This is a genomic window from Leeia oryzae DSM 17879 (genome assembly GCF_000376945.1).
Lineage (GTDB): Bacteria > Pseudomonadota > Gammaproteobacteria > Burkholderiales > Leeiaceae > Leeia > Leeia oryzae.
Genome location: NZ_AQXU01000018.1, coordinates 123,492 through 142,022, shown reverse-complemented (window position 1 = coordinate 142,022; position 18,531 = coordinate 123,492). Strand labels below are relative to the sequence as shown.

Annotated in this window: 18 protein-coding genes; 9 read left to right on the top strand and 9 right to left on the bottom strand. The window is 56.7% G+C overall.

The window, feature by feature from the left end; translation table 11 throughout:
- Positions 1-82 precede the first annotated feature (82 nt).
- From pip to F552_RS0105605, 4 genes are all read right to left on the bottom strand, one after another.
- Positions 83-1,042 (bottom strand): prolyl aminopeptidase, encoded by a 960-nt coding sequence (gene pip / locus F552_RS0105620; RefSeq protein WP_018150753.1) that lies wholly within the window; start codon positions 1,040-1,042, stop codon positions 83-85.
- Between the two features lie 247 nt (positions 1,043-1,289).
- The gene (locus F552_RS20695; RefSeq protein ID WP_083917438.1) at positions 1,290-2,381 is read right to left on the bottom strand and encodes a ubiquitin-like protein; all 1,092 of its coding nucleotides are present in this window, start codon (positions 2,379-2,381) and stop codon (positions 1,290-1,292) included.
- Between the two features lie 354 nt (positions 2,382-2,735).
- A complete protein-coding gene (locus F552_RS0105610) occupies positions 2,736-3,614 on the bottom strand; it encodes a pirin family protein (protein WP_018150751.1) in 879 nt (292 codons plus the stop codon).
- A 64-nt stretch (positions 3,615-3,678) separates the two neighbouring features.
- Positions 3,679-4,086 carry a DoxX family protein gene (locus F552_RS0105605; RefSeq protein WP_018150750.1) on the bottom strand — a complete coding sequence of 136 codons (408 nt, stop codon included), beginning with the start codon at positions 4,084-4,086 and terminating at the stop codon, positions 3,679-3,681.
- Positions 4,087-4,201: 115 nt separating this feature from the next.
- On the opposite strand from F552_RS0105605, the gene F552_RS0105600 reads away from it, so the two are divergent.
- Entirely contained in the window at positions 4,202-5,122 is a 921-nt protein-coding gene (locus F552_RS0105600; protein WP_245546657.1) for a LysR family transcriptional regulator, read from the top strand.
- Positions 5,123-5,354: 232 nt separating this feature from the next.
- On the opposite strand, the gene F552_RS0105595 is transcribed toward F552_RS0105600, so the two are convergent.
- Positions 5,355-5,798, bottom strand: coding sequence for a winged helix-turn-helix transcriptional regulator (locus F552_RS0105595; protein WP_018150748.1), 444 nt, complete (start codon positions 5,796-5,798; stop codon positions 5,355-5,357).
- A gap of 104 nt (positions 5,799-5,902) precedes the next feature.
- On the opposite strand from F552_RS0105595, the gene F552_RS0105590 reads away from it, so the two are divergent.
- From F552_RS0105590 to F552_RS0105580, 3 genes are all read left to right on the top strand, one after another.
- A complete protein-coding gene (locus F552_RS0105590; protein ID WP_211208222.1) occupies positions 5,903-6,820 on the top strand; it encodes an alpha/beta fold hydrolase in 918 nt (305 codons plus the stop codon).
- A gap of 67 nt (positions 6,821-6,887) precedes the next feature.
- Entirely contained in the window at positions 6,888-7,889 is a 1,002-nt protein-coding gene (locus tag F552_RS0105585; RefSeq protein WP_018150746.1) for an NADP-dependent oxidoreductase, read from the top strand.
- A 55-nt stretch (positions 7,890-7,944) separates the two neighbouring features.
- Positions 7,945-8,739, top strand: coding sequence for an SDR family NAD(P)-dependent oxidoreductase (locus tag F552_RS0105580; protein ID WP_018150745.1), 795 nt, complete (start codon positions 7,945-7,947; stop codon positions 8,737-8,739).
- A 324-nt stretch (positions 8,740-9,063) separates the two neighbouring features.
- Here the strand turns inward: F552_RS0105580 and F552_RS0105570 are convergent, their stop codons facing one another.
- Entirely contained in the window at positions 9,064-9,939 is an 876-nt protein-coding gene (locus tag F552_RS0105570; RefSeq protein ID WP_033374805.1) for a hypothetical protein, read from the bottom strand.
- A 338-nt stretch (positions 9,940-10,277) separates the two neighbouring features.
- Between F552_RS0105570 and F552_RS18575 the strand changes: the two genes are divergently transcribed.
- Positions 10,278-10,988 (top strand): hypothetical protein, encoded by a 711-nt coding sequence (locus F552_RS18575; RefSeq protein ID WP_373280217.1) that lies wholly within the window; start codon positions 10,278-10,280, stop codon positions 10,986-10,988.
- 81 nt (positions 10,989-11,069) lie between these two features.
- Here F552_RS18575 and F552_RS0105560 read toward each other — a convergent pair whose 3' ends face one another.
- Positions 11,070-12,014 carry an SRPBCC family protein gene (locus F552_RS0105560; protein WP_018150741.1) on the bottom strand — a complete coding sequence of 315 codons (945 nt, stop codon included), beginning with the start codon at positions 12,012-12,014 and terminating at the stop codon, positions 11,070-11,072.
- Positions 12,004-12,348, bottom strand: a complete 345-nt coding sequence (locus tag F552_RS0105555) for an ArsR/SmtB family transcription factor (protein WP_018150740.1) — start codon at positions 12,346-12,348, stop codon at positions 12,004-12,006. The genes F552_RS0105560 and F552_RS0105555 overlap by 11 nt, the downstream gene beginning before the upstream one ends.
- Positions 12,349-12,864: 516 nt before the next feature.
- Between F552_RS0105555 and F552_RS18570 the strand changes: the two genes are divergently transcribed.
- Positions 12,865-13,641 (top strand): hypothetical protein, encoded by a 777-nt coding sequence (locus F552_RS18570; RefSeq protein ID WP_018150739.1) that lies wholly within the window; start codon positions 12,865-12,867, stop codon positions 13,639-13,641.
- A 69-nt stretch (positions 13,642-13,710) separates the two neighbouring features.
- On the opposite strand, the gene F552_RS0105545 is transcribed toward F552_RS18570, so the two are convergent.
- A complete protein-coding gene (locus tag F552_RS0105545; protein WP_018150738.1) occupies positions 13,711-14,916 on the bottom strand; it encodes an ammonium transporter in 1,206 nt (401 codons plus the stop codon).
- A gap of 313 nt (positions 14,917-15,229) precedes the next feature.
- Here F552_RS0105545 and F552_RS0105535 point away from each other — a divergent pair, with 313 nt between their 5' ends.
- From F552_RS0105535 to F552_RS0105520, 3 genes are all read left to right on the top strand, one after another.
- Positions 15,230-15,685, top strand: a complete 456-nt coding sequence (locus tag F552_RS0105535; protein WP_018150736.1) for an Lrp/AsnC family transcriptional regulator — start codon at positions 15,230-15,232, stop codon at positions 15,683-15,685.
- Between the two features lie 255 nt (positions 15,686-15,940).
- Positions 15,941-16,999 (top strand): homoserine dehydrogenase, encoded by a 1,059-nt coding sequence (locus F552_RS0105525; RefSeq protein ID WP_018150734.1) that lies wholly within the window; start codon positions 15,941-15,943, stop codon positions 16,997-16,999.
- A 7-nt stretch (positions 17,000-17,006) separates the two neighbouring features.
- The gene (locus F552_RS0105520; protein ID WP_018150733.1) at positions 17,007-18,422 is read left to right on the top strand and encodes an aldehyde dehydrogenase family protein; all 1,416 of its coding nucleotides are present in this window, start codon (positions 17,007-17,009) and stop codon (positions 18,420-18,422) included.
- The last annotated feature ends 109 nt before the right edge of the window (positions 18,423-18,531 follow it).

The following is an 18,531-nucleotide window of genomic DNA, read 5'->3' as shown; positions in this document are numbered from 1 at the left end:
TCGGGTAGCCGGGCTGGCAGCAGCCATCCGTGTGCCCGCCTGCGGTCACGCGCCTTGCTGCTGGGGGCTCGCGGCTCGCGGTTTAAAAATGCCCTGTCTGGGCAAACTGCCCGGTGGCCGCCACCAGCCGTGCCGCAATGCCGGGTTCCAGCGCAGAGTGACCGGCGTCCGGCACAATCTGCAGCACAGATCCCGGCCACGCCGCATGCAGCACGTGGGCGTACCGCACCGGGCAGATCATGTCATACCGGCCATGCACGATGACGCACGGCAGGTGGCGGATGCGGGCGACACCCGCCAGCAACTCGCCAGGCTGCATGAAAGCATTGTGACGGAAATACAGGCATTCCAGCCGGGCTACATTAGCCGCATTCCGGTCCCCGCTGACCGCCGGGTTGGCGACCGGTGGCAGCAGCTGCGCGCACTGATTCTCGAACGCCTCCCACACCCGCGCGGCCGGCAGGTACACCGCCGGGTCATCCGACAGCAGGCGCCGTTCGTAAGCACCCAAGATATCGTGCCGTTCGTCTTCTGGCAGAAACCCGGCATAGGTTTCCCACGCTTCCGGAAACACGTTGCGGGTACCGTTCATCCACCAGTCAACCTCCGCGGGCGATGCCATCCAGATACCGCGCAAGATCAGCCCCAGACAACGCGCCGGATGCGCCTGACTGTACGCCAGCGACAAGGTAGACCCCCACGACCCGCCAAATACCAGCCACTGATCAATCGACAGCATCTCGCGCACGGCCTCGATATCCGCAATCAGATGCTGCGTGGTGTTGTCGCGAATCTCGCCGGGCGGGGTCGATTTGCCGGCGCCGCGCTGGTCGATCAGCACAATGTGGTACAGCGCCGGGTCAAAAAAACGGCGGCTGGTGGGTGTAATGCCCGACCCCGGCCCGCCATGCAGAAAAATCACCGGAATCCCGGCCGGATTACCGCAAGTTTCCCAGTAAATGGTATGCAGGTCAGACACCGGCAAATAGCCGGACTGGTTGGGTTCAATGGACGGAAAAAGAATGCTGTCGAGAGGGTTCACGGAATCGGCTCCGCCTGTCTGGTGGTAATGCCGTTATTGTAGCCAAAATGGGGATCACAAAGTGACAAGTCATTCACTTGCAGGGTAGACGGCGCAAAGCGCTATATACCCAAGGTATGCCAGGTAATGGCCAATGTTTTGGCTTCGGCACCCGAAGTGATGGTTAAGTTATCATTCCCAGCGTGAGGCAGATGGCAGACACAACGAGTACATCTTCAGGCGGTCAGCCTGTAGATGCAATCGTCGCTTAGTATTGCATCGTCAGTCCGGCACTCAGGCTGGCTGCATGATAGTTGGACAGCCCTTTGCTGTAGCTGGCTTTGACAAACAGTAGCTTGTTTTTGGCAATGCTGCTTTCCAGGCCCAGCGTCAGGTTACCCAGCCAATGACAGGTTGCTCCTGGAGAGAGGAGTTCCGGGTGCGAAAAAATGGTGTAGCCTACTTCGGCATAAGGCCGAATCGCTGTCGTCGACAGCACAGGAGTAAACCGCAGGCTATTGCGCCACTCCAGCTGTTTCAATGTCCTGCTGCTGCCATAAAGGGCAGAGTCCCCGATATGCTCATACGAACCCGCTAAAACAGAGCGCCAGGTCCACTGGTCTGCTGGCTGGACCCTTAACTGGAGAATCGCATCATTTCGCCAGCCAAGTTCGCGGTTGGATTCGGTAGCGGTGGTGTTTTTGTAACGCGTCCTGACCAGACTCAGTATGCCGGTCAACAGCGCTTTTGAAGATAATTGATGATGTACAACGCCTGCACCACCCAGCTGCTCGACCCGTTGCTGTAAACCGATATCACTGCTCAATGAGCCGTTGCCATATAATCCAAGCAGTCCCCATTCAGTGTCTTCATGACGGGCCAGTACCTTGCCAATTACCAGGTTACGAATCTGGCTATCATATTGCTCGCCACTGTCTCCGCCAGATACCCAGTCTGCACCCGCCGCTACAATAACGGGTTCTGGCAGATCATCCATACCGGTCGTAGATAAACGAGAAACGGTGATGCCTGTTTCATCCCGGCCCAACAAGGCTTCAGCGCCATTGAGCCAAGAGGCATTGGTGGCATGAATCATCATGCCTGAGGCAGAGCGCATGACATTTTGCATACTGGGGGACGCACCCCGAAGTAACAGATGTATCGTGCTGTCCTTCTGGATGTTGTAATCCTGGAGCGTTCTTCCATCTTCCAGCTGCTTGCCTGCAAAAATCAATCTTTGCTGATCGGGTGGAATCCCTTCCTTCTCCTGAATTTTGGTTTTGACATTTTCGATGGTGTCATTTGGCTCGACTTCCAAGGCAATGGTTTTGCCAGTCAGGGTTTTGACAAAAATCTGCATGGCAAAAGCTGAGACTGGCAATAGCATGAGAATGAGAACAAACAGTCTGGCCGAGCAGATTGATGCAAATGAATGATTTTTCATGAAAAAAGAACATATATTAGAAGGCGCCCATACTATAGGTTATGGCCGTTGATTGACAAGAATTTACCGTCAAAGGAAGCTCAGTGAGTCACAAAATCCAAGGTATGTCGCTAACCGCAACAGTCTTGGCCTGAGTCTGGGGGAGCTCAATCCGTGATTAGCATGATGGGGAGCGTGGCATGCAAGGAAAACGAGATGCCGTAGCACGCGCATGCCATGATCGACACGGTGCTACGACGTCTTAGTGACAAGAGGTTGAATCAGCCCGTCTTATACCGGTGCTTCCAGTCGGCCATTACGGAAGTCATTCACCGCCTGGAAGATTTCTTCGTTGGTATTCATCACAAACGGGCCATACTGGGCGATGGACTCTTTGAGCGGCCGTCCGGCAATCATCAGCACTTTGGCATCTGTGCTGGCGGTCATCACCACGCCGTCGGCGTCGGCCTCGTTTTTCAGGATCGCCATCCGTTGGGTCGGCACCCGCTTGTCGGCAATGCTGACCTCGCCACGGTACACGTACACAAAGGCGTTATGACCCGAAGGAATACTCTGCGCAAAGTGGCTGCCAGCCGGCAAGTGCACGTCCAGATACAGAGGCTGGGTGGCATCGCGGGTGACGGCACCCGTTACGCCATGACTGGCACCGGCAATCACCGTGACCGCCACGCCGGCATCGGTCACCAGCTTTGGCAAGTCTTGCGGCCCGAAGTCACGGTACCAGGGGGCTTGCATCTTGTCGCGGCCCGGCAGGTTCAGCCATAGCTGGAAGCCTTCCATCCTGCCTTCTTCCTGCTGCGGGATTTCCGAATGGATAATCCCCCGGCCAGCAGTCATCCATTGCACACCACCGCTTTCCAGCAGGCCTTCATGCCCGGCGCTGTCACGGTGCAGCATGCGCCCGGCAATCATGTAAGAGATGGTTTCAAACCCGCGGTGCGGGTGGTTAGGGAAACCGGCAATGTAATCATCCGGGTTATTGCTGCCAAAGGCATCCAGCATCAGAAACGGGTCCAGCCGGTATTGCAAATCCTGGGTGAGCACGCGGGTCAGTTTCACCCCGGCGCCGTCGGAGGTGGGTTGCCCGGCAATCAGCCGTTCTACCTGACGGCTGCGGCGGACGGTGGTTGTCTCGGTCAAGGTGTTCATGGTGTTGGCTCCAGTCAGAAAAGATCAAGGCAGCGACTTGCGCCGCTGCCTGCGTTACTCGGGATTAGCTGCGACGGGCATCCAGGCTCCAGCCACCGGCACCATTGGCAGCCAGGGCCAGCAAACCACCCGCGACGGCAATGTTCTTGAAGAACAGCAATTGCGTCACAAACGCCTGGTCAGCCGGCACGGCCCAGTAAGCGTGGAAGAAGAAGCTGGCTACCAGGGTAAACGCCGCCAGCACCAGTGCTGCAATCCTAGTACCGAAGCCGAAGATCAGGGCCAGGCTACCGACAATTTCTACCGTCAGGGCCAGTGCTGCCCCCAGCGTTGGCAGCGGCAGACCGGCAGAAGCGATGTAGCCAACGGTGCCGGCAAAGCCGGTTAGTTTGCCAAGACCGGCAGGCAGAAACAGCAAGGCAAACAGCAGGCGGGCGGCTAGGTTCAGGGTGTTTTCGATAGACTTGGACATGATGGATTCCTTTTCAGTGGTTTGGTCAGGCCGCGAAGCAGTTGAATCGCGTTGAATGAACTTTATTCCTGAACAAACCTTTAAACAATCCGTCAAAATGGATATCATTGTCCATATGATGGAACAATTAACGCAAATCTCGACAATCGACCCCAATGATCTGCTGATCTTTGCCCGAGTGGCCGAGCTGGGCAGCTTTAGCCGTGCGGCCGATAAGCTGCACCTGCCCAAATCCACGGTCTCCCGCCGGCTACAGGTGCTGGAAGAACGCCTGGGAGAAAAACTGCTGCTGCGGACCACGCGCCGCCAGTCGCTGACCGAACTGGGCCTGCAACTGCTGGAGCATGCCCGTCAGGTGGTGGCCGAAGTCGAGGCGGTGGCGGCCTTGAGCGAACGCCGGCAGAGCACGCCCAGTGGGCGTTTGCGGGTATCGATGCCGAGTGATTTTGCCAACCTGCTGCTGGCGGATGCACTGGCCGCCTTCATTGCCTTGTATCCGGGCATCCAGCTGGATCTGGACCTGTCGCCACGACGGGTAGATTTGCTGGGCGAAGGGTTTGATGTGGTGGTGCGTCTGGGCAAGCTGCCGGATGACTCGCTGCTGGTGGCCCGCAAGCTGGTGGATTTCTCGGCCGGGCTGTATGCATCCCCCGCCTATCTGGCCGAACACGGCGACCCGCTGCACCCGGATGATCTGGCCCGCCATCAGGCGGTACGGATGATGCAGGGCAACGGTGAACCGGCCACCTGGACCCTGATACAGGGCGAACAGCGCTGGCAGGGCATCCCGCCCGGACGGGCGAGCGCCAACTCGCCAGAGCTGCTGATCCGGCTGGCGTGTGCCGGGGCCGGCATTGCTGCCGTGCCTGACTACTTTGCGGATATCGAAGTCCGCCGCGGGGCCTTGCGCCGTATCTTGCCCGCTTGGTGCTTGCCCAGCCATACGGCATGGGCGGTGTTCCCGGAGCGCAAGCTGATGCCGGTAAAAACCCGTGTGTTCATCGACATGCTGCAAGCGTCGCTGTCGACGCTGTGAGTCGAGTCATGTTCAAATTTTGAGCAAAATAGATGGACCTTGCCCCATTCTGGTACGTCAAGAATGGGTTGGTATGCTGGTCACAGTTTGGTCTTGGCTGCCGGTGGGCGGGTGACCACAATGGTACCGTCAGCAAAGAAACACTTTGCCAGCCGCCGTTAAGGTGGTGAGTGTTAAGGGCCGCAGCCATTATCGACGCATTCGCAAAGCCCATCCGGGTAGGCTCCCCCTGTCAGCTTTCGTCTGGCGTGATGATGCGCATCGGGCGAGTCCCAATCTTCGCCCCGGTGACTTCATCCACGGCAACGGCTTTAATATCGGTTCCTGTTTCTGCATCAACGAAACGGACCAATTTACCCTCTCCCCGATATTGGCGGCCCCATGCGCCAATCATGAACAGCACCGGCAGAAAATCGCGACCGGCAGCAGTCAGCAGATACTCTTCTCGCGGCGGATGCTCCGAGTAACGCCGCTTCTCCAGTAATCCCTCTTCCGTCAGTGCCGCCAGCCGACGAGTCAGCATCGTCGGTGCGATGTTCAGACTTTTCCGGAATTGGTCAAAGCGCGTGAGGCCGGCATGGGCATCCCGCAGAATCAATATGCTCCAGGCGTCGCCTGCGACAGCCAAGCTGCGCGCGATCGGGCATGGGTTATCGCAATTATTTTCGTAGTCCATACTATTTTGATAGTGACTTTTTCAAAGATTGGTAGTATTGTTAGTATCAGTTTGATAGTAACACTTCGACGACGAGTAATCCACCCTGCACGGAGATTTCATTGATGAACAGGCAGCATACATATCCCGCAACCGCCCCCGGGATGCCTTCAGGTATCGGCGACGCCACGGCAGCCTGGCAGATGGGCCGCGTGACATGGAAAGATGTACCGACCCGCACGATAGACGTTGACGGGGTGGCTTTCGCCTACCGGGAACTCGGCCCCGATACCGGTGTGCCGGTGGTCTTCCTGCATCACCTGATGGCCGTGCTGGACGACTGGGACCCGCGGATTATCGACGGCATCGCCGCGCAGCGACGGGTAATCACCTTCGACAATCGCGGGGTTGGTGCTTCGGGAGGCTCGGTACCACACACGATCGAGGAGATGGGGCGCGATGCCATCGCCTTCATCCGCGCATTAGGGTTCAAGCAGGTTGATCTGCTCGGGTTCTCGTTGGGCGGCGGCGTCGCACAAATGGTGGCCTTGCAGGCCCCCGATCTCGTGCGGCGGATGATTCTTGCCGGAACAGGCCCCAGAGGCGGCGGTGGCATCGACGAAATCAACAGAATTGCGGTCATCGCCTATCTCAAAGCGGCACTCACGCTGAGCGACCCGAGAAATTTCCTGTTTTTCCCTCGCACTCCGGATGGCAAGCGCGCGGCGAGAGACTACTTCGCCGCGCTGAAGGAGCGAACCAGGGACCGAGACAAACCTATTTCCCTGCAGGCTCGCAGTGCCCAGCTAAAGGCCATCAAAAACGCTGGCCTGAGTGCGCCTGACGATCTCTCGCAGATTACGCAGCCCGTTTTCGTCGCCAACGGCGACCGTGACCTGATGGTCGATAGCCGTCTGTCGGCAGACATGGCTCGCCGTCTGCCCAATGCCCAGCTGACGATCTACCCGAACGCCGGGCACGGGGGTGTCTTTCAGCACCATCGGGTTTTTGTGCCCGCGGTGCTGGGCTTCCTCGCGGACTGATCTGACCAGCAGCACCGCCACAACCATCGCATTTCCAAGCACTCATTCATCAATAAAAGGCCACCACATGAAAGCCCTTACCTTCAAACGCTATGGCAAGACACCCGACATCGGGTTTGCCGACGTTCCCCGTCCCACACTGAAGGACGACGAACTGCTGGTGCAGGTCCACGCGGCCAGCGTGAACCCGATCGATAACATGATCCCGACCGGGCTCTTCAAAGCCGTTCTGAAGTTCCAGCTTCCGGCCACCCTGGGCAGCGATCTGGCCGGCGTGGTGACGGAGGTCGGCAGTCGTGTGACCCGTTTCAAGCCTGGCGATGCCATTTTTGCCAATATCTTCGACCTCGGTACAGGTGCGCTCGCGGAGTTCGCCGTTGTACCAGAAAGCCTGGCCGCGCTGAAGCCGGCCAATCTGGACTTTGTGCAGGCTGCGTCTATCCCGATGGTCGGGCTCACCTCGTGGCAAGCCCTGAAGGAACGCGCCAATCTTCGGGCGGGCCAAAAGGTGTTCATTCCTGCGGGGGCCGGCGGTGTTGGCACATTTGCGATCCAGCTGGCAAAGCACCTAGGGGCAAAGGTAGGAACGACCACCAGCACGGGCAACGTCGAACTGGTACGCCGTCTGGGGGCGGATGAGGTAGTCGACTACAAGCAGCAGGCATTCGAGAACGTGTTGCATGACTATGACGCGGTACTTGGTACTGTCAGGGGCGATGCAATCGAAAAGTCCATCGGCATCCTCAAGTCAGGGGGCACGATCATCTCTCTCATCGGGCCACTAGACGCCGCATTCGCACGCGCTCGACGACTGAACTTCGTCCTGACGTTCGTGTTCGGATTAATGAGCCGCAAGATCATGCGCCTTACAAAGAAACGAGGCCTTACCTACTCGTTTCTCTTTGCCCGCCCGGATGGTTCACAACTCACCCACGTCGGCAAACTCCTTGAGGCAGAACACATTCGGCCTGTTGTCGACAAGGTGTTTCCATTCGAGCAAGCCAATGAGGCCCTGGCCTACCTAGCGCAAGGGCATGCCAAGGGAAAAGTAGTCGTCAAAATGCTGTAAACCGTAGCCAATTGAATACCCAATTTTTTAACCAACTAACTGACAGAAGAACACCATGACCTCATCTAAAAAAATCGCGGTTGTCACCGGCGCTTCATCCGGTATTGGCGCCATTTACGCAGATCGCCTTGCCCGGCGCGGCTATGACCTGCTGCTCGTCGCCCGGCGCGGCGACCGTTTGCAGCATCTCGCTGCAAGGCTTGAGCAGACGTACAACATCAAGGCCGACACGCTGGTTGCTGATCTTGAGAAAGAAGCTGATCTCACACGGCTGGAAACCGTGCTTGCAGATAATCCCGACATCCGGCTGTTAGTGAATAACGCCGGCATTGCCAGGCTGAGCCAGGTTGCCGACACACCACTGAAAGACTCTCTGTCGCAGATCGCGTTGAACATCACCGCGTTGACGCGCTTGACGCATGCCGTGCTGCCCGCTTTCAAGGCACGCAATGATGGTGTCATCATCAATATTGCCTCTGCATTGGCGCTTCATGCGCTACCAGTGAGTGCTGTCTACAGCGGCACGAAAGGTTTTGTTCTCAATTTCAGTCGCGGTCTGCAGCAGGAGCTTGCAAATACCGGCATCAGGGTTCAAGTGGTACTGCCTGCGGCCACCGCCACCGATCTTTGGGATATCTCTGGCGTGCCACTGGCCGCGCTACCGCAAGAAACGGTGATGTCTGCCGAGCATCTGGTCGATGCCGCCTTGGCCGGTTTCGACCAGGGGGAATCGGTCACTTTGCCATCCATGGCAGATACCGGTCTCTGGGAGCGATACGACGCTGCACGCGCTGAGCTTTTCGCCGCGATGCAAACCAGCCAGCCAGCACCGCGATTGCTTGACCTTTGAGCACAATCGTATAACGCACCACCTACCCCAAACGGCCCTGATAGCTAACTAATTAGTGGTATACCTATTGGGGGAAGGTCAGCATCAACGGATCGCCATCAGGCGACAATAGGCAAGGCATGGAGTTCGTCTGGTATTTGCATGTCAGTCATATAATTCCGGCCGCATCAGCGCCCAAGTTGGTACGACATCGAATACACGTGTCAAAACCGCTGACCATTCGGCAAACGGCAAGACCAGCAGCTCTTCTATCAAGACTGTTGCGTTGAATGACCGGAATTGGCCATGCCTTTCGGTCATCGCCAATCCAGCTTGTCGACTCGCTCAGTATTCTGAGGATATGTTAGGGCACTTCACTTTTGTCGCAGGCTTTACTTCATGTGCTTGCAGGCTGGCGTCCAGCATCCATGCGCTATGACGCCGGCTATGCATGGTCTTTCCTTGCAACCGGGTTACATTAATGGCAATCACATTACTGCTTTTGCCTGACTGGCAACCCGCCTGAAACAGGAGGCCTTCATTGGCCGCTAATTCGGGTAAGGGAATATTTACCCATCCAACGGGTGGTTTGGCCTGCTCAGTTGCCGACATGGCGGCATAGTTACTATTGGCATCCAGAATAAATGCAGCTTGTGAATAGCGCTCGATCGGGGAGAGTTTCGGATCGGTTGCCATTGGCCGTGCCATCGCGGTGATGCTTTTTCCACCCACATTAAATACCTGCAAATCTGTCCAGTTATTCAGCAGGTCTTTGCGTGATGGCGTGCCGGGTGCGACAGCGGCGGTGACAACTTGCGCCGGGGTATTCTTACTGGCTGAGGCAGTCGCAGCCTCGCCAGCGGGTTTGTAGAGCCCATCAAACACTACATCGCCCCAGGCACTGCTACATCCTTCCACGTGCATCTTCATACCGCCAGCGGCCCGCTTCAGTGTCATGGTGCAACGGCCTTCACTAAAATCCCACCCTCCTGGGGCATCCGCTAGTTTGCCACTGCCGGAGCCGCTGCGCAGATTACCCCCTGCCCCTTTTTGCATGACCTCAAGGGTAAATCGACCGTCTGGAGATACAGTCAGTTCTCTCTCGAATTTCTGATCCGTACCGTTGTAAACCCCGGCCTTGGGATAAGGAGAATACTCTGCGGCTTGTACAGAAGCGAGAAACACAGCACTAACTGCTGTAGCAATAACCAAATATTTCATGCGGTTCCCGATATTGTTATAACTAAAATTATGCAAAATTCATTTTATAACATAGCCATTTGTCATAATCAAATCTATTCCCCTGCCGGAAATGCATTTCTGTATCAGGCAATATGTACAACGTTATGAATAGACCTTAGAAGAACTGCCGTAACAGACCCATCGTGATCACGCTGATCAGGACGGTAGGTATATTCTTTCTGGACGAACGAGATAGACAGATCAACGTTTCCCGCATGTTGCCATGCCAAGTGCCAATTTGCGGCTAGAATTCAGTCACCAGGGGGCCAATCATCATGCGGGTACCAGCGATACTACGAACAATGCTTGTCGCCGTGATGGCACTGCCTCTGGCGGGTTGTCTGGTGGTGCCGGTCGGCATGTTTACCGACAACCCGTATGCCAAGGACAAGCTGGCCCCGTTGCTGGGGCTGGATGCAAACCGGAGTCTGGTACGGCAAAAGTTTGGGGACCCTGCCTATACCCGAGACAACCAGCGGTACTGGTTCTATACCAACCAGCGGGCCATGGTTGGCGTGCTGGCGGGCACTGGTAGCGCGGTGTTCTCGGACAATGACTGGCTGCTGGTGGAGTTCGATCTGGCGGGGAAAGTGGTGTTTGCCGAGACCAGAGACTTCAAGCAATGTACCTCCAACGGCATTTGCTTTAACGGTGCCATTTATGCAGACCCCGTCAAAGGGCCGATTCATCCGCTACCGCCAAAAGATCATGAGTGTGCTGTCTACCTGTACCTCGAAAAGCTGGCGTGGCCTCTGGTGGCCGGTGCTGTGCAGTACTCAATCAACGGAAAACCCGTAGGCATGGTGGATAGCAATAGCTATCAGTTTCTGACGAACCCCCAGGGCAACATCGAGATATCCGCCTATGACCTGAAGATAACCGCCAAGTGTGTGGGTGGCGAGCGTCTATACATCCGGGCCGTCAAGAAAGCGGACTGGTCCTGGAAAACGGGGGAAGACTTGGCTCCCGTCCCCCTGCAAGAAGGCGAGCAAAAAATCCGCGCTCGGCATCCGGCCCTGCCGGACTGACCGCGTGACTGCCTTGGCAGATGGATCACTAGATCTATCCGTCTGCCAAGCAGTACCCAATGGCCCACCTTGCCCGCATGTTTACTCGAGCAGCTGTTCCAGTTTGTCGAAACTGCCCGTCCACCCACCGGTCATGCCGGTGCGCTGCTGGATAAATTCTGCGATGTCCTCTGGTGCAGCTTCTTGCGGCTCCCAACGCACGGTAACGCGCGTGGTGTGCTCGTCTTCCGCGGTAAGTTCCACCGTGGTGTGCATGCGTAATGGCCAGTGGTCGAAGAAAGACGGGCGGATGATGCGCTCGTTGGCATCGCAGAATTGCTGCGTATAGACAATGCGGGCAGGCTGGCGCAATTCGAGATACGTGATCAAGCCATACATCGGTTCACCGTCTGTAAAGGACATCTCATAAAACGAGGTTCCGCCAGGCTGCAGCGCAGACCTGAGCATCCGCATGGTGGCCCCTGTTGGCGGCAGCCACTGCGCCAGGTGTTCCGGGTTGGTCCACATGTCGTACACACGGTCTATCGGTGCCGCAAAGGACCGAGAGATAAAGAACAGCTCCTTGCCCTGATGCTGTTGCTGCAAGTACTCCGCCAGACGGTCCCATGTTGCGTTGCCACCAGCTTTGCGGATGAACTCGCGCATGTCGACCGCCACTTCGGGGGTCGCAAACGCCATGTCTAGATCCAGCTGCGTGCGGCCGTCGCGCTCAGTAAACAGCACCGTCATCCGGAACAGTGGCGGACGGTCCTGGTGCCCGCCATGGTCATACACCATGCGCTGCATCGGCAGCACTTCCAGGTATTGCGTCGTGTTTTCGTAATCCGTGCCGTCAGGCCCATGCATGGTGTAGTGCCAATGGCCACCCGTGCGCAGATCACGGCTATGCGTGGTCAGCGTAAAGCCGCGCGGCCCCCACCACTGCGCAATCTCTTCGGGGATTGACCACGCATCCCAGACGGCGGCCAGCGGCGCATCGTAAATCCGGGTGATGGAAATAACGTTCGATCTGGTTTCAGAGGTCATGGTGAGTTCCTTTTGTCTTCGTCTGTAGATACGCATCGAGCCGGTCTAGCTGTTCTTCCCATGCAATGCGGTACTGCTCCATCCAGCCCACCGCATCGCGTAAAGGCTCGGTATTGAGTGTGCAGGGCCGCCACTGGGCATGTCGCCCCTTGCTCACCAGCCCGGCTTTTTCCAGCACCTTCAAATGCTTGGTGACGGCAGGCAGGCTCATGTTCTTCAAAAATGGCTGCGCCAGGTCAGAGACCGTCGCTTCGCCCCTGGAAAGCTGTGCAAGGATCGCGCGGCGCGTCGGGTCGGCAAGCGCCGCAAAGGTACGGCTGAGGTTGTCTTGCATCTTAATAAACCTCTTAGATAATTAACTGCTAAGTTAAATAATAGACCGATTTTCTTAGAAGTCAATCGTCTTGGATGGAGGTCATTGTCATTTGGAGTGTGCTCATACCTTGCGAGCACGGTGCGAAGCCTGAACTTCAGGGGGCTCATATCTGCTGCTGTCGCAGCAAAATTCATTTTACGCCCAGATGGCATTGGCCGGTTCAGATGCTCGAAATGTAATCAAATCTGGATATCTAAATCAGAAGAAGGCCACCATAGTTGGACGCCTTCTTCTAATTGAAAAAAATGAATTGGCCTTTGTCGCTGCTCAGAGCCCAAGCAAAAACTGGCGGACTTCAAAGTCCAAGCCAGTCATTCGTCATGAAACAAGATCAATGGTTGCTCTGGTAGAATTATTGCCCGAATGAAACCAAGTGATCCGCTCTAAGACAACATCAAAGCGAGGATGTTATCCTCAGCATATTGGCATTGACTGCGCCATAGCTTAAACGTCATAAAAAGGTGGAAGAATACAATGACTAGACACGTTGATAACTTTCTCAAGTTTGGCAACTGCGTTTGTGGCATTGTTGCCGTAGTATATCTTTACAGCATGCTAATCTACCCGTTCCTTAATGGTGGATGGAAAAACACTCATGCAGTCTGGTTAGCGTGGCAATCCCTCAACGTCGGCGTTTTGGCATTTTCCGCAAGCGTAATCGCCTTTAACATTTCTAAGTACCGCACAGATCAACAGCGCAAATGCGAGTTTATTGCCGCACGTTCATTTTTGCCACATGCGCTGAGTGAGCTAACGGACTACTTAAATAATTGCTCCACACTCCTCAGGCAAGCTTACACGTTTGCTCAACATCATCAATGGCCAGCAGGCTCACAACCTCCTATCCATTCACTACAACTTCCAAGTGACTATGCGAAGATCTTTGAGAAGTGCATATCTCTTTCTGATTCGCCGATCGCGGAGCGTTTGTCTCACATTTTGATGAAATTGCAAATTAATCAGGCAAGACTGAGTGAATTGGCCATGAACTTTGCTGTAGCAGGATATATTGCCCCCAGCCGAGCTAATCTAGTAGCCTATATTTTCCGAGTCGGCGAATTGCAGTGCTTGATCAATGCTATCTTCCCCTACAGCAGAGGTGAAGAAGATTTAGCGAACAAACCTCTGGATTGGAAGGCTTTCAAGGACGCCTATGGTACGCTTGATTTTTGGATCGACGAGTATGAAGATCTTCAAGGATTCACAATGCGTGCCTTAAGCAGAAGCAAAGGAGGATGGAAAATTGCCTAAGTGGTCAGTCAAGCCGTTGCAAAACCTAGGCAATTCACTCAAACAGACTTAATGTGGTTAAAAACCGAATCAAAACCCGTTCGCCGCTTCCCGTTCCGGTGTGGCCGTTATCTTATGAATACTAAGGTCTGCCCCGTTATATTCTTCTTCTTCATCCAGTCTTAGGCCCACGGCTTTCTTGAGTAACCCGTACACCGCATAACCCCCGGCAAACGAGATCACTACCCCCATCAGTGTGCCGATCAGCTGGGACATGAAGCTGACGCCGCCCATGCCGCCCAGTGCGTGCTGGCCGAACACGCCGGCGGCCACGCCACCCCAGACGCCGCACACACCGTGCAGCGGCCACACGCCCAGCACGTCGTCGATTTTCAGTTTGTTCTGGGTCAGGGTAAACAGCCATACAAACAGGGCGCCCGCCACCAGGCCGACCATCAGGGCGCCCAGCGGGTGCATCACGTCAGAGCCGGCACAGACGGCCACCAGCCCGGCCAGCGGGCCGTTATGGATAAAGCCGGGGTCATCTTTGCCTACGACCATGGCGATCAGCGTACCGCCGACCATGGCCATCAGTGAATTGATGGCCACCAGGCCAGAGATGCCGCCGGCGCGCTGGGCGCTCATCACGTTAAAGCCAAACCAGCCGACAATCAGAATCCAGGCGCCCAGTGCCAGAAACGGGATGGAAGAGGGCGGGTGGGCTGCTATCTGGCCGTTGCGGTTGTAGCGGCCGCGACGGGCACCCAGATGCAGCACGGCGGCCAGGCCGATCCAGCCGCCCACGGCATGCACCACCACCGAACCGGCAAAGTCGTGGAACGCTGCCCCAAACTGGTGCGTCAGCCAGGCCTGCACGCCCAGATGGTTGTTCCACATGATGCCTTCAAAAAACGGGTATACCAGCCCGACCAGAAAGAAGGTCGCCACGGACTGCGGGTGAAACTTGGCGCGTTCGGCAATGCCGCCGGACACAATGGCGGGGATGGCGGCGGCAAAGGTCAGCAGAAAGAAGAACCGCACCAGTTCATAACCATTGTGGGCCGCCAGGGTCTGTGCGCCAGACCAGAAGTCCACGCCGTAGGCCAGCGGGTAGCCAATAAAGAAATAGGCAATGCCGGACACGGCAAAGTCGGTCAGGATTTTGACCAGGGCATTGACCTGATTCTTTTTGCGTACCGTTCCCAGCTCCAGAAACGCAAAGCCGGCGTGCATGGCCAGAATCATGATTGCGCCCAGCAGGATAAACAGGACGTCAGCAGGTGATGGAGTATTCATGTGAGATCGCCATGGTGCAATTCAAGGATGGTTGCACCATAAGCAAGCAAGATGCCAGTCTGTGTATCTATATGATTTATATGTATATATTTTTATTGTATACAATATTGGTGCATGCTGGCCGCAAAATAGTGCATGTGGGGTAGGGTGTGTTGCACAATCATTGTGCATGTCTTTGGATTTTTGCACCGGGATGGTGCCAGAGCGGATGCAAGGCGATTTTACCCGTGCCGTGCCTGGGTGGCGCTGCGTCACCAAGCCCTGCGCGGCGGGCACGCTTTCCTAATTGCCGGGAGTCAGAGATAATTGCGGCATGCGTACCCCAGAACTCGATACCATTGACCAGAAGATTCTCGAAGAATTGCAGGCAGATGCAAGGATTCCCATGACCACGCTGGCGATGAAAGTGGGGTTGTCCCGCCATGCGGTCACGCATCGGATCGACCGGCTGGAAGCGCAGAAAATCATCGCCGGCTACACCATCCGGCTGAAGGAAAAATCCCCGGCCAAGTCGCTGGTGCGCGCCATCATGATGGTGTACCGCAAAGATCGCATGCGCGGGGCCGATGTCACCACCGCCATCGGCAAGATTCCGGAAGTCACCTACTGCGCCATTCTCAGTGGCGAATTCGACCTGATGGTGCATATCGAGGCCGAATCGCAAGAACGGATCAGCGAAATCTGGTCTTTCATTGCGCAACTGCCCGGGGTAGAAGATACCCGTACCGCCTTTCAGTTATCCACGCCGACTGACCGCCGCACCCGCTGATTCGTTTTTATCCTGTACGTCTTCCATGGGCCCGTTTTACCGGGTTTTGCTGCAGTGCAAATAGCGCCAGTGCAGCGACTATACGCACATGGCGGTTTCTTGACTGCAATGCAGCATGTCATGTGCATTAAAATGCGCAAAAGCCACCGACCACAATGACCACAAATTGGCTGCAATATGGTCATTTTGTCCGGTTACGGTGGTCATTCTTCTCCCTACACTGCACTCCATTGCTGACACGTTCTGGAGACGTACATGAAATTCAATCTGGCCCTTATCGGTTTTGGCGGTGTCAACCATGGACTGGCCGAGGTCATCCGCCAGAAGCAGGCCATGCTGGCAGACCGCTATGGCATGACCCTGAACATCACGGCGGTATCCGACATGCGGTTCGGGACCATCTGGCATGAAGACGGTCTGGATCTGGATGCGCTGATCGCCCTGCCGGCCAAGGGGTACGCGGTAGATGACGTGCTGGCCAAGGCCGGTACCCAGCGTGGTGGTGCTTCGCTGGCAGAGACTCTGTCCATGATTCAGCTGAACTGCGTGGATGTGGTGCTGGAAGCCACCTTTACCAACCCGCAAACCGGCGAACCGGCGCTCAGCCATTGCCGCACCGCCTTAAGCGCCGGCAAGCACCTGATTACCACCAACAAAGGGCCGTTGGCGCTGGCCGGGCATGCGCTGCAGTCGCTGGCCAGCGAAATGGGCGTGCAGTTCCTGTTCGAAGGCACGGTGATGAGCGGTACCCCGGTACTGCGCCAGCTGGACGTGACCTTGCGCGGCTGTGACATCAGCGGTTTCCGCGGCATCCTCAATGGCACCTGCAACTTTGTGCTGAGCCAGGTGGAGGCCGGCGCCAGTTTTGCTGACGCCATCCGCGAAGCCCAGCAACTGGGTTATGCCGAAGCCGACCCGACCGCTGACGTCGAAGGCTGGGATGTGCAACTGAAAGTGGCGATTTTGGCCAACGCCTTGTGGGGTAACGGCATGAAACCGGCCGAGATCGCCCGGGAAGGCATTACCGGTTTGTCAGAACAGCAGGTACGTGAGGCCCGCGCAGAAGGATACGCCTGGCGCCTGATCGGCGAAGGCCGCCAGCAGGCCGACGGCAGCATCAACGGGACGGTCGGGCCGCAGAAACTGCCGCTGACCGACCCGCTGCTGGCCGCACATGGCGCCAACAATGCCGTGACGTTTACCACTGACCTGCTGGGGGCGATGACCGTCTCCGGACCTGGCGCTGGCCGCCATGAAACGGCGTTTGCCATGCTGTCAGACCTGATTGATTTGAACGACCGTATCAAGAAGTGAGGACCCGATGAACATCTTGCGTGAAGCGGTCGCCATGACCCCAGCCATTGAAAACCTGACGGTGTATGCTGCTTTTGACGGACGCATTGTCGGCTACGTGCCGTTCACCGAGGTGGACGACGTGCCGATGGTGATGCAACGGGCCCGGGCCGGGGCTGACATCGGTCGCCGCATGTCCCGTCACGACCGGGCTCAGATCTTGAACGGGGCGGCAGATGCCATTGCCAGCCAGGTGGAAACCTTTGCCAGCACCATCTCGGCCGAGTCCGGCAAGCCGATCCGCCAGGCGCGCAAAGAAGTGGCGCGCTGTATCAATACCTTGCGCCTGTCGGCAGAAGAAGCCAAGCGCCTGGGTGGCGAAGTGATTCCGTTCAGCGCCTACCAGGGCTCAGAGCAGCGTCAGGGGTATTTTACCCAGGAGCCGCTGGGCATCATTCTGGCCATCACCCCGTTTAACGATCCGCTGAATCTGGCGGCACACAAGCTGGGGCCGGCCATTGCTGCCGGTAATGCGGTGATCCTGAAGCCGTCCGAACTGGCGCCGCTGTCGGCCCAGAAGCTGGCCGAGGTGTTGTGGGCTGCAGGGCTGTCGACCAGTCAGTTGCAGGTGGTGCATGGCGAAAAACACCTGGCCGAAGCGCTGGTCCGCGAACGCGACATCCGCATGATCAGTTTTACCGGCGGTACCAAAACGGCCGAGGCCATTACCCGTGCGGCGGGTCTGAAGAAAATGGCCATGGATCTGGGTGGTAACGCGCCGGTTATCGTGATGGCAGATTGTGATCTGGCCGCGGCCGTAGCGTCGTGCGTGTCCGGGTCTTTCTGGGCCGCCGGGCAGAACTGTATCGGCACTCAGCGGATTCTGGTGCAGGCCTCGGTGTATGAGGCGTTTGTGGCGCAGTTTGCCGAGCAAACCCGGCAGATGGTAACCGGTGACCCGCTACAGGAAACGACCGACATGGGGCCGATGATTACCGAGTTCCAGGCACGGCGGATCGAGCAGTGGGTAGATGATGCCGTACGGCAGGGCGCCCGCGTGGTCTGTGGTCACCGTCGCCAGGGCAGCGTCTACCAGCCCACGGTCCTGACGGATGTCTCACCGGAGAGTCTGGTCTGGTCCGAGGAAGTGTTTGCCCCGGTCGTGAGCATTGCGCCGTTCGAGGATTTTGAAGACGCCATCCTTGAAGCCAACCGCAGCGAAAGCAGCTTGCATGCCGGCATTTTTACCCGCAATCTGGAGACCGCGCTCCAAGCGGCCGAGCGCATCGAGGCAGGCGGCATCATGATCAATGATTCGTCTGACTACCGGTTCGACGGCATGCCGTTTGGCGGTTTCAAGCACGGGTCACTCGGGCGGGAAGGCGTGCGTTTCTCGGTCGCCGAGATGTCGCAACCCAAAGTGGTGTGTATCAATCGCGGGTGAGGCAAAAGCGGGGTGCTGCTGGTTTATGAACAAAATTCATATAATCAGGGGGAATCCCGCCCTTTAGGTGAAATCTTTTACTTAATGCTTCTCAACACAGGTGGTTTCA